General features: G+C 24.1%; 16 protein-coding genes. 11 read left to right on the top strand and 5 right to left on the bottom strand.

Annotation, left to right across the window (positions count from 1 at the left end):
• The first annotated feature begins 45 nt into the window (after positions 1-45).
• The 10 genes from EXC47_RS02155 (at position 46) to EXC47_RS02110 (ending at position 8,213) form a co-directional block, all read left to right on the top strand.
• The gene (locus EXC47_RS02155; protein ID WP_129646696.1) at positions 46-444 is read left to right on the top strand and encodes a hypothetical protein; all 399 of its coding nucleotides are present in this window, start codon (positions 46-48) and stop codon (positions 442-444) included.
• A 649-nt stretch (positions 445-1,093) separates the two neighbouring features.
• A complete protein-coding gene (locus EXC47_RS02150; RefSeq protein WP_129646694.1) occupies positions 1,094-1,396 on the top strand; it encodes a 4'-phosphopantetheinyl transferase superfamily protein in 303 nt (100 codons plus the stop codon).
• Between the two features lie 12 nt (positions 1,397-1,408).
• Complete coding sequence (locus tag EXC47_RS02145; protein WP_129646692.1) at positions 1,409-2,161, top strand: lysophospholipid acyltransferase family protein; 753 nt, start codon at positions 1,409-1,411, stop codon at positions 2,159-2,161.
• Positions 2,139-2,900, top strand: coding sequence for a segregation/condensation protein A (locus EXC47_RS02140; RefSeq protein ID WP_129646690.1), 762 nt, complete (start codon positions 2,139-2,141; stop codon positions 2,898-2,900). Before EXC47_RS02145 ends, EXC47_RS02140 begins: the two co-directional genes overlap by 23 nt.
• Positions 2,890-3,468, top strand: a complete 579-nt coding sequence (scpB, locus tag EXC47_RS02135) for an SMC-Scp complex subunit ScpB (protein ID WP_129646688.1) — start codon at positions 2,890-2,892, stop codon at positions 3,466-3,468. Before EXC47_RS02140 ends, scpB begins: the two co-directional genes overlap by 11 nt.
• Positions 3,469-3,510: 42 nt before the next feature.
• A complete protein-coding gene (locus EXC47_RS02130) occupies positions 3,511-4,359 on the top strand; it encodes a pseudouridine synthase (RefSeq protein WP_129646686.1) in 849 nt (282 codons plus the stop codon).
• A gap of 9 nt (positions 4,360-4,368) precedes the next feature.
• Positions 4,369-4,674 carry an Asp-tRNA(Asn)/Glu-tRNA(Gln) amidotransferase subunit GatC gene (locus EXC47_RS02125; RefSeq protein ID WP_129646683.1) on the top strand — a complete coding sequence of 102 codons (306 nt, stop codon included), beginning with the start codon at positions 4,369-4,371 and terminating at the stop codon, positions 4,672-4,674.
• Complete coding sequence (locus EXC47_RS02120; RefSeq protein WP_129646681.1) at positions 4,674-6,005, top strand: amidase family protein; 1,332 nt, start codon at positions 4,674-4,676, stop codon at positions 6,003-6,005. Before EXC47_RS02125 ends, EXC47_RS02120 begins: the two co-directional genes overlap by 1 nt.
• Positions 5,998-7,416 carry an Asp-tRNA(Asn)/Glu-tRNA(Gln) amidotransferase subunit GatB gene (gene gatB, locus EXC47_RS02115; RefSeq protein ID WP_129646679.1) on the top strand — a complete coding sequence of 473 codons (1,419 nt, stop codon included), beginning with the start codon at positions 5,998-6,000 and terminating at the stop codon, positions 7,414-7,416. Before EXC47_RS02120 ends, gatB begins: the two co-directional genes overlap by 8 nt.
• Before the next feature lie 152 nt (positions 7,417-7,568).
• On the top strand, positions 7,569-8,213 hold the full coding sequence (locus EXC47_RS02110) for a nitroreductase (RefSeq protein WP_129646677.1): 645 nt from the start codon (positions 7,569-7,571) through the stop codon (positions 8,211-8,213).
• Positions 8,214-8,252: 39 nt separating this feature from the next.
• Here EXC47_RS02110 and tpx read toward each other — a convergent pair whose 3' ends face one another.
• The 4 genes from tpx to EXC47_RS02090 are packed head-to-tail and all read right to left on the bottom strand — an operon-like array spanning position 8,253 to position 13,992.
• A complete protein-coding gene (gene tpx, locus EXC47_RS02105; RefSeq protein ID WP_129646675.1) occupies positions 8,253-8,738 on the bottom strand; it encodes a thiol peroxidase in 486 nt (161 codons plus the stop codon).
• 2 nt (positions 8,739-8,740) lie between these two features.
• A complete protein-coding gene (locus EXC47_RS02100; protein ID WP_129646673.1) occupies positions 8,741-10,900 on the bottom strand; it encodes a Tex-like N-terminal domain-containing protein in 2,160 nt (719 codons plus the stop codon).
• Between the two features lie 13 nt (positions 10,901-10,913).
• Positions 10,914-13,163, bottom strand: a complete 2,250-nt coding sequence (locus tag EXC47_RS02095; RefSeq protein WP_129646671.1) for a UU173 family protein — start codon at positions 13,161-13,163, stop codon at positions 10,914-10,916.
• Entirely contained in the window at positions 13,135-13,992 is an 858-nt protein-coding gene (locus EXC47_RS02090) for an MAGa7180 family putative nuclease (RefSeq protein ID WP_129646669.1), read from the bottom strand. Before EXC47_RS02090 ends, EXC47_RS02095 begins: the two co-directional genes overlap by 29 nt.
• Before the next feature lie 137 nt (positions 13,993-14,129).
• Here EXC47_RS02090 and lysS point away from each other — a divergent pair, with 137 nt between their 5' ends.
• Complete coding sequence (gene lysS / locus EXC47_RS02085) at positions 14,130-15,599, top strand: lysine--tRNA ligase (protein WP_129646667.1); 1,470 nt, start codon at positions 14,130-14,132, stop codon at positions 15,597-15,599.
• Positions 15,600-15,659: 60 nt separating this feature from the next.
• Here the strand turns inward: lysS and tig are convergent, their stop codons facing one another.
• The gene (tig, locus tag EXC47_RS02080) at positions 15,660-17,123 is read right to left on the bottom strand and encodes a trigger factor (RefSeq protein WP_129646665.1); all 1,464 of its coding nucleotides are present in this window, start codon (positions 17,121-17,123) and stop codon (positions 15,660-15,662) included.
• Between the last annotated feature and the right edge of the window lie 185 nt (positions 17,124-17,308).

Raw genomic sequence — 17,308 nt, 5'->3', positions numbered from 1 at the left:
TCAGCATAATGATTTTTTTATTAAAAAAATATTTATAATTATGTGATGAACAAAAATTTATTTAATAAAAAAATCAATATTTTATATATTATTGGAATAGTTTTAACAACAATATCATTTATTGCATTGTTTTTTGATATTATTGTGCTATTTTTAAATTTTTATATTTCTAAAAAAACTACTGAATCAGGTCTTGTCGCAATAACTGCAATATCAATTTATTTTAATATACTTGTTTTTATTACAACTCCTATGTTTACATTATTAGCTTTAGCTTTTGCTATATACGGCTTAATTATAAGTATAAAAGCAAAAAACAAAAATTATTATTGATTTATAATTTCAATTTCTTTAACAATTTTAACAGTATTTTTTGGAGCTTTATTTATTTTACTTGCAACTATTTTTATTAAAAAACAGTTAAAAAAACAAAAAACAATTTAGATGCTATTTCATTTGCTTTGAAATAGCTTTTTTATATTAATTTAAAATGATAATAATTAAATTTAAATTATTATTTTCACACGACTACTTCAATTTTTATTTTAAAATTAATAATTTTAATATCATTTGTTACCTTATAAATTGTATTTTAATTTATATAAAAACATTTCTATTAATTACAAGCAAAAAACATATTAAATTTAAATTTTCTTCATTAATTAAAAAGATTATTTTATTATCACTAATTTATTAATAAGTTTTAATATAACTACTGTTAAAAGAAAACAAATAATTAATAATATAACTAAATAGAATATTTATAAAAAATAATTTTAAAAAAGCAAAAGAAAAAAAGAGAGGTTAACTCAGCTAAATTGCAATTTGCAAGGTAACAGGTAACTAAAATATATTTGGTTACCTTTTTTTATATTTTTTAATATTATGGTTAGTAATATTAATTTAATATGAGTAACAAAACAAGTGATTATTTTAAATTTAAATTTTAAAAATTTAGTAATACAGTCATAAAAAAATATTAGAGGCATTAAATATTTTTTTATGACTGTACTATTTAAATTTTCAGTTTTTATATTTATGTAAAATAAACTTTTATTAAATATCTTATATTTAATTTATAATTTTAATTATTATGATTGGAGTTGATATAACAAATATAAAAAGATTTTTAAATAAAGATTTAAATTTTGTTAAAAGAGTTCTTTCAAAAGATGAAATAGAAATTTATTTAAGAATCAAAAATGAAGATTCAAAAGCTAAATTTTTAGCAAGAACTTGAGCTATAAAAGAAGCTATTTTTAAAGCTGATAATTCATATGTTAATTTCAACAAAATTACAATTTTAAAAAAAGAAGGTAGATATTTTTTTGAAGATTTCTTAATATCTACAAGTGATGAAGAAAATTTTTTAATTGCTTTTGTCACAAAAAAATAAAAGGAGTTTATTATGTTTATTATCAAAATGATTTTCTTATGACCAATTTTCTTATGAACACTTTATAGAGTTAATTCATATGCTAGTAGGTATAGAAAAGATCCTGCATATAATCCAATTCAGCAAAGAAATGACTGAGTTTTAGGAAAATGTAAATTACTATTATGATTTTTTGGTATAAAAGTTAAAGTTGAAGGTTACGAACATTTAGGTAAAGGTCCAGCTATACTTACACCAAATCATAAATCAAATATTGATCCAATTGTTCTTATTTACGCTCTTAAAAAACAATCAAAAGAACAAGGGGTGATGAATAAAATACCAACATTTTTAGCAAAAAAAGAATTAGCTAAAAAAAGAACAGTAAGAAATGCATTAAGTTTATTAGATACATTTTATGTTGATAGACAAAATCCTAGAGAAAGTGTAAAACAATTAGCTTCATTTGGAACACATGTTAAAGAAAATAGAACATTTGGTATTGTTTTTCCTGAGGGAACAAGAATCAAAGAAAATAATTTAGGCGAATTTAATCCAGGGGCTTTTAAAGTAGCAATTAGTAACTATCTACCAATAGTTCCAGTAGCTATATCTGATACAAGAGAAGCACTTAGAAAAACAAGATTTAAAAAACTTATTGTTAATGTTAAATTTTTACCAGTTCAAAAACCAAATTCATTTATAACAATGGAAACGCACGCTATAAGTAAAAAAATAAAAAATCAAATAGAGGGAGAAATTAATGTCTGAAATAACAAACATTAAAAAAGAAAATAGTAAATATGACATTAAACTTGAAAATTTTGATGGACCTTTAGATTTATTATTAGCTTTAGTTAAAGATAAAAATGTAGACATTATGGATGTTGATGTTAATGAATTAGCAACAGCATATTTGAACATAATACAAAATCTTCAAGACCACGAAATAGACATAGCTAGTGATTATCTAGTCATGGCTGCTACTCTTTTAGCAATTAAAGCAGGTATGATGCTTTATACACCAGAGGAAAAACCAGAAATTGAAGAAAACAAAAAAGAATTATTACGTAGACTTTATGAATATCAACAAATAAAAGAAATTTCTCTTATTCTTAGAGAACATGAAGAATCAAGAAAAGAGATTTTTATAAAGCGTCCTTCAGAAATTGATGAGTTTTTAGTTGATGATGATAAATCTGCATTAGACGGCACAAGTAATCCATTAAAATTAATAACTATTCTTAGAAAAATGTTTGAAAGAACATATGCACAAAGTCTAAGAAAAACTAAATTAGAAACTTTTACATTAACACCAAAAGATCAAATACCACATATTTTGAATCTTTTTGATAATCATGAAAAAGTAACATTTGAAATGATATTTAAACAACCAAGTGTTAATCACTTTGTTATAACACTTTTAGCTATTTTAGATTTGGCTAGAAGACAAATTATAATTATTCATCAAGACGAACAGTTTGGCGAATTAAGTTTTGAAAAAGGACCTGAATATGAAAGATAAAATATTAGAAGCTTTATTATACATCCAAGGGGATGATGGGTTAAATCTAGAACAAGTAAAAGAAATTTTTGGATTAAATACTCTTGCAGAAGCAAAAAAAGTTATGAATGATTTTTTAAAAAAATTCAATGATGAAGAAAGAGCTTTAAAAGTTGTCAACTTCAATGATGTATTTAAATTAGCAACAAGAGAAACTTATAAAGAATATATTACAAAAATGGTTCAAGTTGTTAAAAAACATCGTTTATCAAATGCGGCTATAGAAGTAGCTGGAATTGTAGCATATAAACAACCTGTTACTCGCTCAATGATAAATAACATAAGAGGTGTTGCGAGTGAACAAGTTTTAAATACATTATTAGTTAAAGGTGTTGTTGAAGAAGTAGGTGTTAGTCCAACTCCCGGAAACCCTGTTTTATATGGTATAACAAATAAATTTTATGATTATTTTAAAATTAAATCACTTGCTGAACTTCCAAAATTAACAGAATTTAACTTTATTGATGGTACTGAAAATGAATCTGAAGATTTTAATTTATTTGATAGTCAAAGAGATATAAATGAATAATAAATAGTGCTAAGTTAGCACTTTTATTAAATTTTAATAGTTATGAACAAGTATATAGCAACAAAAAACGATGAAAATAGAAAAATAATTAATTTTATAAAAAGTATTTTTAAAAATGCACCAGAAAGTCTTATAAGAAAGCTTTTTAGAAAAAAAGAAATAAAAATTAATTCAAAGAAAATAAATGATCCTAATTATATTTTGAAAGAAAATGATGAAATAATAATTTATTCCTTAAAAAATGAAATTTTTTATGATAATAAAGAAAATAAAGCTATTTTAACTTCTGAAATAATTTATGAAGATGACAATATTATAGTCATAAATAAAAAAAGTGGAATAGTTGTACATTCTGAAAAAGAATCTCTAGACAATCAAATTTATAATTATTTAAATTTTATTCAAGTAGATTCTTTTAAACCAACACATATTGGTAGATTAGATAAAGAAACAAGTGGAATAATTGTTTATGCAAAAAAATATTCTGTTTTAATTGAACTGCAAAAAAAGAAAAAATTATTTGAAAAAATTTATACCTTAAAATCGGATTATAAAGTAGTTGAACCAAAAATTATAGAGTTTTATTCTTTTAAAAATGATTCAACTAAAAATATGGATTATTCAAAACATGAGGTTTTAAATTCAAAAATTAATATAACTAAAATTTTTTCTGAAAATGGAACAACTTTTGCTCAAATATTTACTGGTAGAAAACATCAAATAAGATTAACTATGAAATATTTAAAAAATCCAATTTATGGAGATGTTAAATATGGCGGAAGAAAAGATAAAAGAATATATCTTCATTCCTATAAAATAGTTTTTAAGGGATTAGAAGGTGAATTAGAATATTTAAATAATAAAATATTTATTTCAAACCCTAATTGATAAGGAGTTAACATGAAAAGAATAACAAAAGAAAATTTAAAATCAATTGTGAAATCACTTCAATTAGAAACTAATGATGTTGTTTTAGATGATATATTAATATTATGAAACAGCTTAGAAGAAAGATTAAATTTCCTGCAACAAATAGATACAAATAATGTAAAACCAATGACACATATTGATGAAACACTAAAAATAGATTTCTTAAGAGATGATATAGTTGATACTAGTGAGCTTTCTTTATCTAAAAAAGAAATTTTATCAAATGCTAAAGATAAAAATGATGATTACATAATTACTACGAAGGTGGTTAAATAATGGAAAATAAAATAATTGTTAAGGGTGATTATGAAGCAGCATTAAATGAATTAAAAAATGATAAAAATAATTCAGTTGCTTCATTATTTAAAAAAGAACCATCTAAAAATAAAGGTTTATTAATTGATGCGATTTATACTATTAAAGAAAATTACGCAACGAAAGAAAATATTTCAAGTGCTTCAAGCAAGATTTTAGAAAATTTTGTCCCTTATTATGATGCAACTGCTATTCAAAAATTAGATAAAGCTGGTGCAATTAAAATTGCGAAAGTTTATTGTGATGAACTAGCTCTTGGGGGAACTGGGACTTATAGTGCTTATGGATTAATTAGAAATCCTTTTGATGAAAAAAGATTAGCAGGAGGTTCTTCAAGTGGTTCAGCTGCTACTTTGACAAAAAATATCTCATTTGCATTAGGTAGTGATACTGGCGATTCAGTAAGATTACCTGCTAGTTATAATGGTTTAGTAGGCTTTAAACCAAGTTATGGAGCAATAAGTAGATACGGTCTTTTTGCATTTGCTTCATCTTTGGACACAGTAGCATATTTTGCTCATAATGTAAATGACATTTCTTTAATATCGCAAGCTCTTTATGGGAAAGATAATAAAGATTTTACAAGTGTAGATGTAAAAATTGATAATATTAGTAAATTAAAACCATTAAAAATTGGTATTTTAGATGTTAATAAACATTTAGAAGAGTTTGTTTCAAAAAGATTAGAGAGCTTACATTCAACATTAATTAAAAATAATATTAAAGTAGATTTAATAGAACCTAATGAAATATTACTAAAAGCTATAAAACCTGTATATGAAGTTATTTCTTTCAGTGAGGCTTCAAGTAATCTAGCAAATTTAAACGGTATTGCTTTTGGAAATAGATATGATGGTGAAAATTGAGAAGAAATTATGACAAAAACAAGAACAAATGGTTTTGGTCATATGGTTCAATTAAGATTAACTTTAGGTTCTTATTTTTTACATCAAAATAATCAAAAAGATATGTTTATAAAAGCACAACAAGTTAGAAGATTAATAAGTGATTATTTTACAAATTTACATAATAAATATGATGTTTTAATATATCCAGCTTATTCTAATGTAGCACCTTATATAGATTCAAAATTAAATAAAAATTATGATTATATGGAATATATTTTAACTGGAGCTAATTTAACAGGTAACCCATCAATTACTATTCCTTGAATTAAAAAAGATAATTTATTTGTAAATTTAACAATTGATTCAAAACTATATACGGATGAAAAATTATTATCATATTCTCTTTGAATTGAAGAACTGTTAAAAGGAGTAAATAATGAATAATTTCGAAGTAATAATAGGTATAGAAATTCATTTGGAATTAAACACAAAAACAAAGATGTTTTCTCCTGCAAAAATAGACTTTGATGCAGAACCGAATACATGTGCTAATCAAATTGATATGGGATATCCAGGTACTTTACCTTTAGTTAATAAAGAAGCAGTTATTTCAGGTGTTAAATTAGCAAAAGCTTTAAATATGAAAATTGATGATGAATTACATTTTGATAGAAAAAATTACTTTTATACTGATTTACCTAAGGGTTTTCAAATAACTCAGTTTTATAGACCTATTGGTTCAAATGGTAAGTTAAAAATCAAGCTAGAAGATTATGAAAAAGAAGTTTTAATTGAACGTATTCATTTAGAAGAAGATACAGCAAGACAACATCATGGCGAAGTTACTATGCTAGATTATAATAGAGCTGGGGTTCCTTTGATAGAAATTGTAACTCATCCAGTTTTAAGAAGCGCAGATGAAGCAGTCGCTTATGTTGATATGATAAGAAAAATTGCAATGAGCTTAAATATTTCTACTGCTAAAATGGAACAAGGTTCACTAAGAGCTGATGTAAATATTTCTCTAAGACCATTTGGTTATAATGGTTTTGGTACAAAAGTAGAAATTAAAAATATGAATAGTTTTAGAGCTATTAAAAATGCAATAGAGTTTGAAATAGAACTTCAAAAATCTAAGATACTTAAAAATGAACCAATACTTCAACAAACAAAAAGATATGATGAAAGTACTCAGAGTACAATTGTTATGCGAACAAAAACTGGTGAAGTAGATTATAAATATTTCCCAGAACCAAATATTCCTTTTATTAAATTATCTGAACAATTTATAAATAATATAAAAATGAATGAATTACCTTGAGAAAAGGAAGAAAGATATAGAAAAGAAAATATTCAAGATATTTATATAAATTCATTGGTTAATGATTTAGATTTGGCTAATTATTTTGATTCAATAAATTTTAATGATAGAGATAAATTAAGTAAACTATTTTTTGCAGAGATAGTTTCGCTTGCTAATTCTAAAAATATTCATCCAGTTGATTTAAATATAAAAAATAGTTCTTTAGAAAAAGCTCTTGAATTATTAGATAATGAAACCATTTCAGGAAAATCATTTAAAAAATTAATACCTTTATTAGTTAATAATAACGAAAATGTAGAACAGTTAATAAAGAACAATAATTTAGAACAAATAAATGATGATTTACTTATAAGTAAATGAGTAATTGAGTCTATTGAAGCTAATAAAAATATTATTTCAGAATATAATAATAGACCAGAAAGAGTATTAAAAACTATTTTAGGTATGGTTATGAAATTAAGTGGAGGACAAGTAAACCCTACAAAAGCTAATGATATAACTGTATCAGAGATAGAAAAACTATTAAAATAAAATTAAAATTCCTTTTTATAAACAAATAGGAATTTTTAATTTTAACTTTCTTTAATTTACTTTAAAAATAATTGAAAAAATATGAAACATTTTTTAAATAATGTTTTTAATTATTATAATAATTAAGCAATCAAAATATTTAGAGGTATAAAATGGATTTTAATGAAGTTTTAAAAAATAGAAGATCAATAAGAGATTTTACTGATAAAGAAGTATCAGATGAGATTATTTTTGAAATTATGAATGAGGCTATGCAAACAGCTTCATGAGTCAATTCACAACCATGAAAAGTTTATGTAATTAAAAACGATATCGTAAAAGAAGCTGTTAGAATGCACAATTTTTCATACAAAAATAAAGAGCCTATGACAAGCGATTATCCACATCCTAGAAGGCAAGATTGACCTAAATATGCAAGTAATCATATGACAAACGCAAATAATTATATGAAAAAAATGAATGTCAATATGGAAGAATTTACAAGAGTTAATTATAACTTCTTTAATTCAAGTTCAATAGCTATCTTATGTGTAGGAAAAAATAGTCCCATTTGAAGTATTTTGGATCTAGGCGCTTTTAGCTCAACATTAATGTTAGCTGCAAAGAATAAAGGTGTTGATTCATGTCATGCTTATGAAATAATTAAGTTTGCAGATAATATTAGAAAGTTAGCTAAAATACCAGAAGAATTTTCAATTGTAACTGCAGTTGCTTTAGGATATGCGAGCGACCATGAATTAAATAGTTTTGTTTCTAATAGAGAAAACGTTAAAGATATTTGTGAAATAGTTAAATAATAAAAAAGTCTAAGTGTAAAACTTAAACTTTTTTATTATTTATTCAAAAAATTTAAAAATTTCTTTGTAATTAGGCTCATCATGAGTATTTGCACAATATTCAACGTGTAATATTGTATCATCTGCGTCCACAACGAAACAAGCTCTTGCTAATAATCCTATTCCTTCAAGCATTGTACCAGTTTTATTTGCAAAATCGTGATGTCTAAATTCACTTAGTGTTTTAACTTTTTCGCTTTCTTTTGTAGCACATCATCTTTTTAAAGCGAAAGGCAAGTCTTGAGAAATCACAACTACAGGATTTTCTTTGCTTTCAAAATAATGAAAGAATTTTGTAGTTTCCATTTCACAAACCCCAGTATCAATAGAAGGAATTGAAAATATTAATCTTCTTTGCCCTTTTATTGTTTTACTATCAAAGTCCTCTAAATTGTTATCAACTGCTTTAAAATCAGGAAATTTATCTCCTACTTTTAATTCAGTTCCTAAAAGATTAGTTAATTTGTTTTTAAATAATACTTGCATGTTTAATTTGAATAAACAAGTTTACCTTGTATTCTTCCTCTTTCTTCATCAATATCTAATATTTCTACTTTTATATTATCATTTAATTTTACCACTTCGCTAGGATTATTTATGTAATGATCTTTAGATTTTTTCATATTTGAAATATGAATAAGCACTGCTTGTTTTATTCCTATATAAACGAAAACTCCAAAGTCTGTTATGTTTTGAACAGATCCGTCTACAATCATCCCTGGTTTTAAATCTTTTATTTCTAAAATTTCTTGTTTTAAAATATATCCTTCTTTTTCATCTCTTATATCTTTTGTTGGATTTAAAAGAGAATCCAAAATAAGTTTTATATCAAATTCATTAGAATTAAATTGTTTAGCTAATTCATTAATATTGGCTTCTTTTATTGTTTTTTCATCAACATCATTTAAATCAATCTTTAAAAAGTCAACAATATTTCTAGCTAATTTATATGATTCAGGGTGAATACTTGTTCTATCAAAAAATTCTTTTGAATCGTGAATTCTTAAAAATCCAACTGATTGTTCATAAGCTTTAGCTCCCAAACCTTTTACCTTGAGTAATTGCTTTCTATTTTCAAATTTCTTGATTTCATTTCTATAGTCAATTATATTTTTTGCTAATGTTTTTGAAAGACCAGAAACGTATCCTAAAATTTCATTTGTAGCTGTATTTAAGTCTACACCAACTAAGTTAACAGCTTTATCTACTTTGAAATCTAAAGCTTTTGACAAGTCTTTTTGGTTAACATCATGTTGATATTGACCAACTCCAATTGATTTTGGATCTATTTTTATTAATTCATTTAATGGATCCTGAAATCTACGGCCAATATTTATAGCACTTCTTTCTTCTACATTTAAGTCTGGAAATTCTTTAATAGCTATTTCAGAAGCAGAATAAACAGAAGCTCCTACTTCACTAACAATAGCATAATGAATTTGTAAATTAGGCATTAATTTTCTTTTCTCTTTTATTAAATCTGAAATAAATTTTTCTGTTTCTCTAGAAGCTGTACCATTCCCTATAACAATAACATTTATTTTGTATTTATCTATTAAATTATTAATAACTTTTGTAGCATGATCTATATGATATTTTGGTGCATTAGGATAAATTATATCTTTTGCTATAAAAGAACCTTGTTCATCTAAAATAGCTATTTTACAGCCATTTACAAATGCAGGGTCAATTGCCAAAATTCTTTTATTTTTAACAGCTGGAGCCATTAACATAGTTTCAACATTTTCAGCAAAAAGTTTAATAGCTTCAATTTCAGCTCTTTCAAATAATTCTGATTTAATTTCTCTTTCTATAGAAGGTATTATTAATCTTTCTAAACTATCTTTCAAAGCGTTGTAAATAATTTTTCCGGTTGTTTTTATTTTGAAATACTTATTGTTTAACTCGTAAAGTATTTTCTGGATATTTATATTTTCTATACTATAAGAGACAATTTTAAGATCTTCTGCTCTTGAAATTGCTAAAATTCTATGATTCGGTATTCTTTTTATATTTTCTTTGTAATCATAATATTGTTCAAAAATTCTTTTTTCATCAATTGCATTTTTCTTAATTTTAGAAACAATTGTACCGTAACTATAAATCTGCTTTTTAATAAAATTTCTATTGTCTATATCTTGAGAAATTATTTGACTTATTATAAATTCAGCTTGTTCTATGGCAAATTCAACTGTTGTAACTTTTTCATTTAAATATTTTTTAGCTTCATTAAATGGATTAAATTTTTCATTTGTTTCATTCATGATTAATAAAGCTAATGGTTCTAATCCTAAAGCTATAGCTTCACTAGCTTTTGTCTTTTTTCCAACTTTAAATGGTTCATATATATTTTCTAATTCACTTTTAGTCTCTGTTGCAATTATTTTATTTTTCAAGTCTTCTGTTAAAAGTTTTTTTTCTTCTAGAATGTTTATTATTGCTTCTTTTCTTTTATTTAATTCAACATTATATACATATAAGTCGTTAATTTTTTGAATCATTTCCTCATCAAGACCCTCAGTTACTCCTTTACGATAACGAGCAATAAACGGAACTGTTGACCCTTCTTCTAATAAGTTTAAAACTGTTTGAACTTGTGAAGTTTTTAAGCTTAGTTTTTTTGAAACATATTCTATCGATAAATTCATATTTTGTCCTTTTTTATAAAATTTTTATACTCATATCTTTTTCGTCAAAAGTATATTTTTCATTTTCTTCTAATTTATATTCATATTCTTTAAATATTGAAAAAGCGCTTGACATAAATTCTAAAATGAAATCATAAGTTAAAAGCATAGCTCTAACATCATTTTCACAATATTCTTTTAGTTTTTCAATTTTGCTATTTCAAACATTATCATCCATTATTCCAACAGCTCTACTAACTGCAAATTCTAAAGCCATTGAACCATTTTTAACATCTAATTTTGAATATTCTTTTATTTTATATCTTAAGTTTAATTTATAAGCTGTTGCGAGTTTTTCAACCTTTTTAATACTGCTATATAAGTGTAAATCATAAATATAGCAAGTGTATTTAAATGGATTATAATCACTTATAGAATTTTTTCTATTTTTGTTATACATGAAATCTATTATTTCATTTTTTCTATTTTCATTTAAAAAAGTAGACTCAAAACAAATTTGTGAAGTTAGTCCAAGTATTTTATCTTTGCTACATGGTTTAATAAATTCTCATAAATCAATTGTATTTTCATGAATATGATTTATTATTTTTTTGAAATCATCTTTATTCTTTAACCCTATTTTATACATTTTTTCGATAAAATCTAAATTATTATTATTGTATTCTATTTCAACATATTTTAACAATTCATTATTTCTAGAATTTTCATAGCCTTTATTATAAACAATATATATATCTGCTTTGTTAGAATATAATTGAATAACATTATCAACTAAATCTATTAGTTCTATTTTTTTAGGATCTTTTACAATATTAACAACATTTATTTCTTTTCCGTTTATAGTTTCTATAAATGAAACTTGATGAGTTACTTGCCCATAAGGAGAAACATTATTTAATATTGGTCATGGAGTAGTTACACCTTCATAGTCATATCAAATAATTCTTTTATTTTTTTTATGTAATTTAGTTAATAAATCAACAGCGTATAGGTTAAAATAATTAGATGTTTGTCTTAATTCTTTAATTTTTCCTAAAGCTTCATCAATATAATCCTTTTTAACAACGCCGGTGCTTAATTTTTTTAAATTTCCACTATATTCTTTTATTTCAGGAGCGAATAAGTGAATAATATTTTTTCTTAAAGGATTCTGTTTTCAAACTTTAATATCAGTATTTCCAATTTTTGATTCAGCTTCTAAATTAAATTCATTGTTAATAGAATATGTTGGAGCCTTTATAAAATAAGAATTTACTATATCATTAATTGAATTATTAAAATTTAAATATTCTTTTTTTTCGTTAAATAAATCGTTTTCCTTTATGTCTTCTTTAATAGTCGGGTTTTTAAATACAAAATTATGAGCAATCGAAGTTAAAAAATTTCTTTCGCCTTTGTATGATATTTTTGTAAAATCGTCAAACTCACTATTAAAAATTCTTCCACTAGCTATTGCAGCTTCTAATTCTAAACTTCTATCATTTTTATCATATTTTGCAGCGGCAAAAGCTGAATTAGTTACAACAAAATTTAATTTTCCTTTTTCTAAGTTAAAAAATTTTTCAAAAATTATTAATTTTATATCTTCTAAATCAATTCCAACTTTTTTATATACATTATAAGAAAAAAAAGTTTTTAAGTAATCAAATATATTTGTAGAAGAAACATATCTATTTTGATACAAAATTTTTAATTCTTTATCAAATAAAAATGATTGATCTTTTATAAAAAAATGTTTATTTTCTTTATTTGAAACATTTATTAAAAAACAAGGATTAAAAATATATTTTACTTTAGGATTATTAAAAGCTTCTATTGTATTTAAAAATTGAGTATATAACTTATCATTAGGCTTTATATAAATTATTTCTTCGTAATTATTACTTGTTAAATGAGTTTTAGCAAAATCTCTTGTCTGTTCACTTACCTTATTATAAATTGTTTCATTTTCTTTTGAATAATTTCAAATATATGAGTTTTCAATATCATCAAATGTTTTTAATCAAGAAGAAATCACCTTGCTAGAATCATCATCTTCTTCATCTTCTTGATCTAATGATAATAAATCTAAATTATCTACCTTATTTATTTTTTCGCTTATTTGAAAGCCGTTTATATCAACATTTGGTATTTCGCTATTTTTATTAAAAATTCAATATGGCTGCCCTGAATAATATTTAATAAAATGATTAGCATTTATAATTACATAATTATCTTTATTTTCTAGTTTTTCTTTATATTCAGTTAAATTCAATATCTTCATCAATTTTGCCTTCTTTTTTTCATTTGTCAAATAATTGTTTCCATTCAATTACATTATGACATTTTAAATATTCTACTTGATCAATATCTCTTGGTAATTGGTACTTCGGACTTTTTCCTAATGCTGTATATTTTTCATAAAAGTCTATTATTCTTTTAACATCATCTTTAGCCATTTCTTTATTTACTTTAAAATTATAAGTTTTCACGTTTCTTTTATTCAAATCTATTTCTTCTGGTTTAATATAATCGCTATCTTCTAAAAATGCTGCAACAATACTATATTTATCAAAGCCTAAAAGATAAGCATATAACTGAGCTTGTTTTCTATAGTCTAATGGTACGCCTGCATTATTTTCTTGTGATCATGATTCAAATTTTTTTATATTAACAGTTTTCATTTCTAATACTATATTTTGACTAGGAATTAATCCATCAGGTACTCCACCTAAAATATTGTGCTTACCTTCAAAATAGTCGTATCCGTAATCTTCAGCTCTTATATGTTCTATATCTAATTTAGGATATTTTTCTTTTAATATTTCAAATATTTTTGGTTCTACAGCTATCCCTGCTTTAATATATTTTTCTTGTAAAACAGGCATTTTAAGTCTAGCTAAATGACAAAAAGCTCCAAATTGACTTTTAAATGAATCTGTCTCAAAAATATCAGATATTGAAGATCCTCCGAATTTTTTAAAAGAAGTAAATTTGTTTTTTGAATTTAAAAGTTTATCATGAAATTCGTCGGTTAAAATAATAATTCTTTCTTTTTCATCAAGTATATATTCTTTGCCATTATAAAATCTGGTTTTAGGTTTTGAACTCATTTTTGCTCCTTATTCATAAAATTGTATAAATAAATCATATTACTTATAGTACTATTTTTTGATTATTTTTTATAAAAAAAATAATTTTAGTAAAATATAAATAAAAGTTTATAAATTAATTATTTTATGGAGGTTGTATGTCAAAATATACAGAACAAGAACAAGTCAGACGTGATAAATTAGAATTTTATAAAGAAAATAATGTAGTAGCCTTCAAAAAAGCTTATAACCTAGGTGAATTATTATTAAGTAATGATATAAAAACAAAATACGATAATTTCACAAGAGAAGAACTAGAGTCAAAAAAAGAAAAAGTTAATATTACTGGTAGATTAATGACAGTAAGAGGACCTTTTTTAGTTTTGAAAGATCGTGATGGGTTAATTCAAGTTTATTTTAATAAAAAAGAAAATGAAGAAGTATCAAAAATTGTTTCAACATTTGATTTAGGTGATATTTTATGAGTAAAAGGTATTGTTATGAAAACACATACTGGTGAAATTACTATTAAAAGTGAAAAAATTGAGCTTTTAACAAAAGCACTTAAACCACTTCCTGAGAAATATCATGGTTTAGTTGATACAGAAGAAAGATATCGTCATAGATATGTTGATTTGATAATGAACGATGAGTCAAAACAAAGATTTATTTTGAGAACAAAAGTTATTCAATGAATTAAGGAATATTTTAACAATTTGGATTATTTAGAAGTTGAGACTCCATTTTTACATGATTATGTTTCAGGCGCAGCTGCTAAGCCTTTTACAACACATCATAATTCATTAAATCAAGATTTTGTTTTAAGAATTGCAACAGAAATTCCATTAAAAAAATGTATTGTTGGTGGTTTGGATAGAGTTTATGAATTAGGAAGAATTTTCAGAAATGAAGGATATGACACTACTCATAACCCAGAATTTACAACAATTGAATTTTATGAAGCATATTCAAACGCTGAAGGAATGATGAATCGTACAGAAGCTTTATTTAAATTTTTAGTTTCTAAAATTGGTAAATCAGAATTTATTAATAATGGTACAAAAATTGATTTATCAAAACCTTTTAAAAGATTAAATATGGTTGATGCCGTAAGTGAAGCTACAGGGGTTGATTTTAGAAAAGTTTCTTTAGAAGAAGCGGTAAGTATTGCTAAAAAATATTCTGTAAAACTTGAAAAATTCTTTACAATTGGTCATATTATAAATGCTTTATACGAAGAATTAATTGAAGATACTTTAATAGAACCTACATTTATTTATGGACATCCAATTGAAGTATCTCCATTAAGTGCAAAATCTGAAGATCCAAGATTCACTGAAAGAGCTGAGTTATTTATAAATAAAAAAGAATATGCAAATATGTATACCGAATTAAGTGATCCTATAGATCAATTAGAAAGATTCGAAAATCAATTATCTGAAAAAGCAGCAGGTAATGATGAAGCTAGTGATATTGATTGGGATTTTGTTGAAGCATTAGAATATGGTATGCCTCCTACAGGAGGTTGTGGAATAGGGATTGATAGATTAATTATGCTTTTAACCGAGACAGATTCAATAAGAGATGTATTATTATTCCCAACATTAAAAAGAATTATTAAAAAATAGTAAGTACAAAACTTACTTTTTTTATAAAAAAATATAAGTGCCTAATAGACACTTATATTTTTATTTTGTTTCTTCTTTAGATTTTTCTGCTTCTTTTGTTTTAGCTTTTTGTTCTTCTGCAGCTTTTTTTGCATTTTCTATTTGTTTTGAAATAATTGATGATAAAGCTTTTAAGTTCGCTTCAGCGTTAGCACCACCTAATTTTTTAGCAACAAATTGTTTAAATTCAAATTCTAAAGCAGCTTCTTTATAGTACATTTCTGTTTTAGAAGCATCTTCACCTTCTTTAGGTTCTATAAATGAAATAACTAATTCTAAAGGTAAACCAGATTGCATTGCTGTTTCTAATGCTCAAACTTGTTTTCCTAATTCACTAATAGATAATTCAGCTGAATATTTTTTAAATAATGAAGAAGCAACTAAGTTATTTATTAATTGAGCTTTTTCTTCTTCTAAAATTAAGTTAGAAAATTCTTCTTCTGATTTTTGAATAACAGATAAGTACTCGCTTAATTTAATATTTTGTTGTTTTAATTGGTTTCTTACTTCTGTAAGTTTTTTATCTGCGTATGGTTTCGCAACTTCATTAGAAACTGTTGGGTTATGTTTTGTTTTTAATTCTTGAACCACACTATTAACTGTTGTATTTAAACTAATAAGAGTTTTAGAAACTATTAATTGATCTTTAACATATTTTTTCAACTCTTCAACTGTATTAACACCTGGAACATTCAATGTTTTAACAGCTTCATCATTTATTTCAACACTTTCTGGTCTTTTTGCATCAACGATTTCTACATCAAAAGTAGCTAATTGACCTCTTAATTTATCAACAGGATATTGTTCTGGGAAAGTAACTTTAACCTCACCTTTATATCCAATTTTTTTATCAACTAATTGGTCTTCAAAAGTATCTATAAATGTTTTTGAACCTAATTTTAATTCAAAACCTTCAGCTTCTCCACCTTCAAAAGCTTCATCATTAACATAACCTTTGTAGTTAAGAGTAACTGTATCTCCTAATTTTGTTTTTTCAGTCTTAGAAATAGGCATTAATAATGCATTTGATTGCAATTGTCTTGTTATTGCTTCTTCAACCTCTTTTGTGCTAACTGAAATCTTTTCAACTTCTACTTTTACATCATCTAAAGAATAATTTGAAAAATCAGGTTCTAATGGGAATTGTAATTTTATAACAGCTTTTTCCTCTGAAAGCACAGGCATATCAACTAATGCAGGCATCATTACTATATTTGAATGTTCTTTTTTAATACCTTCAATAATTTGTTCAGCTTCAGTTTCATAAGCTTTGTAAACTGCATCATAAGCTACTGCAACAGGAGTAATTCTTTTTTCTATTTCATGTTTTGGAGCTTTACCAGGACGGAATCCAGGTATTTTTAATTCTTTAACTTTTTTTGTTTTTGTTTCATTAAAAACTTTTTTTCATGATTCTCCGCTAAATTCAACTTCAACGACAATATTCATTTTTTCTTTATTTAATTCAATATTTTTTATGTTCATGTTTTCTCCTAAAAATTATTAATATTTATATTTTAATATAAATTTAAGATTAATTTTTAAAATTTAGCAAAAATTATATCTATTTGCTAAATAATATATTTTATTAATAATAAATTAAGTTGATGTTTTCTAAAAAAATATCTATAAAAAAGTTTTTTTAGAAAAAAAGTAATTTTATCTATTTT

This window comes from Mycoplasmopsis maculosa, assembly GCF_900660665.1.
Lineage (GTDB): Bacteria > Bacillota_I > Bacilli_A > Mycoplasmatales > Metamycoplasmataceae > Mycoplasmopsis > Mycoplasmopsis maculosa.
The sequence above is the reverse complement of the archived record's forward strand: the minus strand, read 5'-3'. Positions and strand labels throughout refer to the sequence as shown.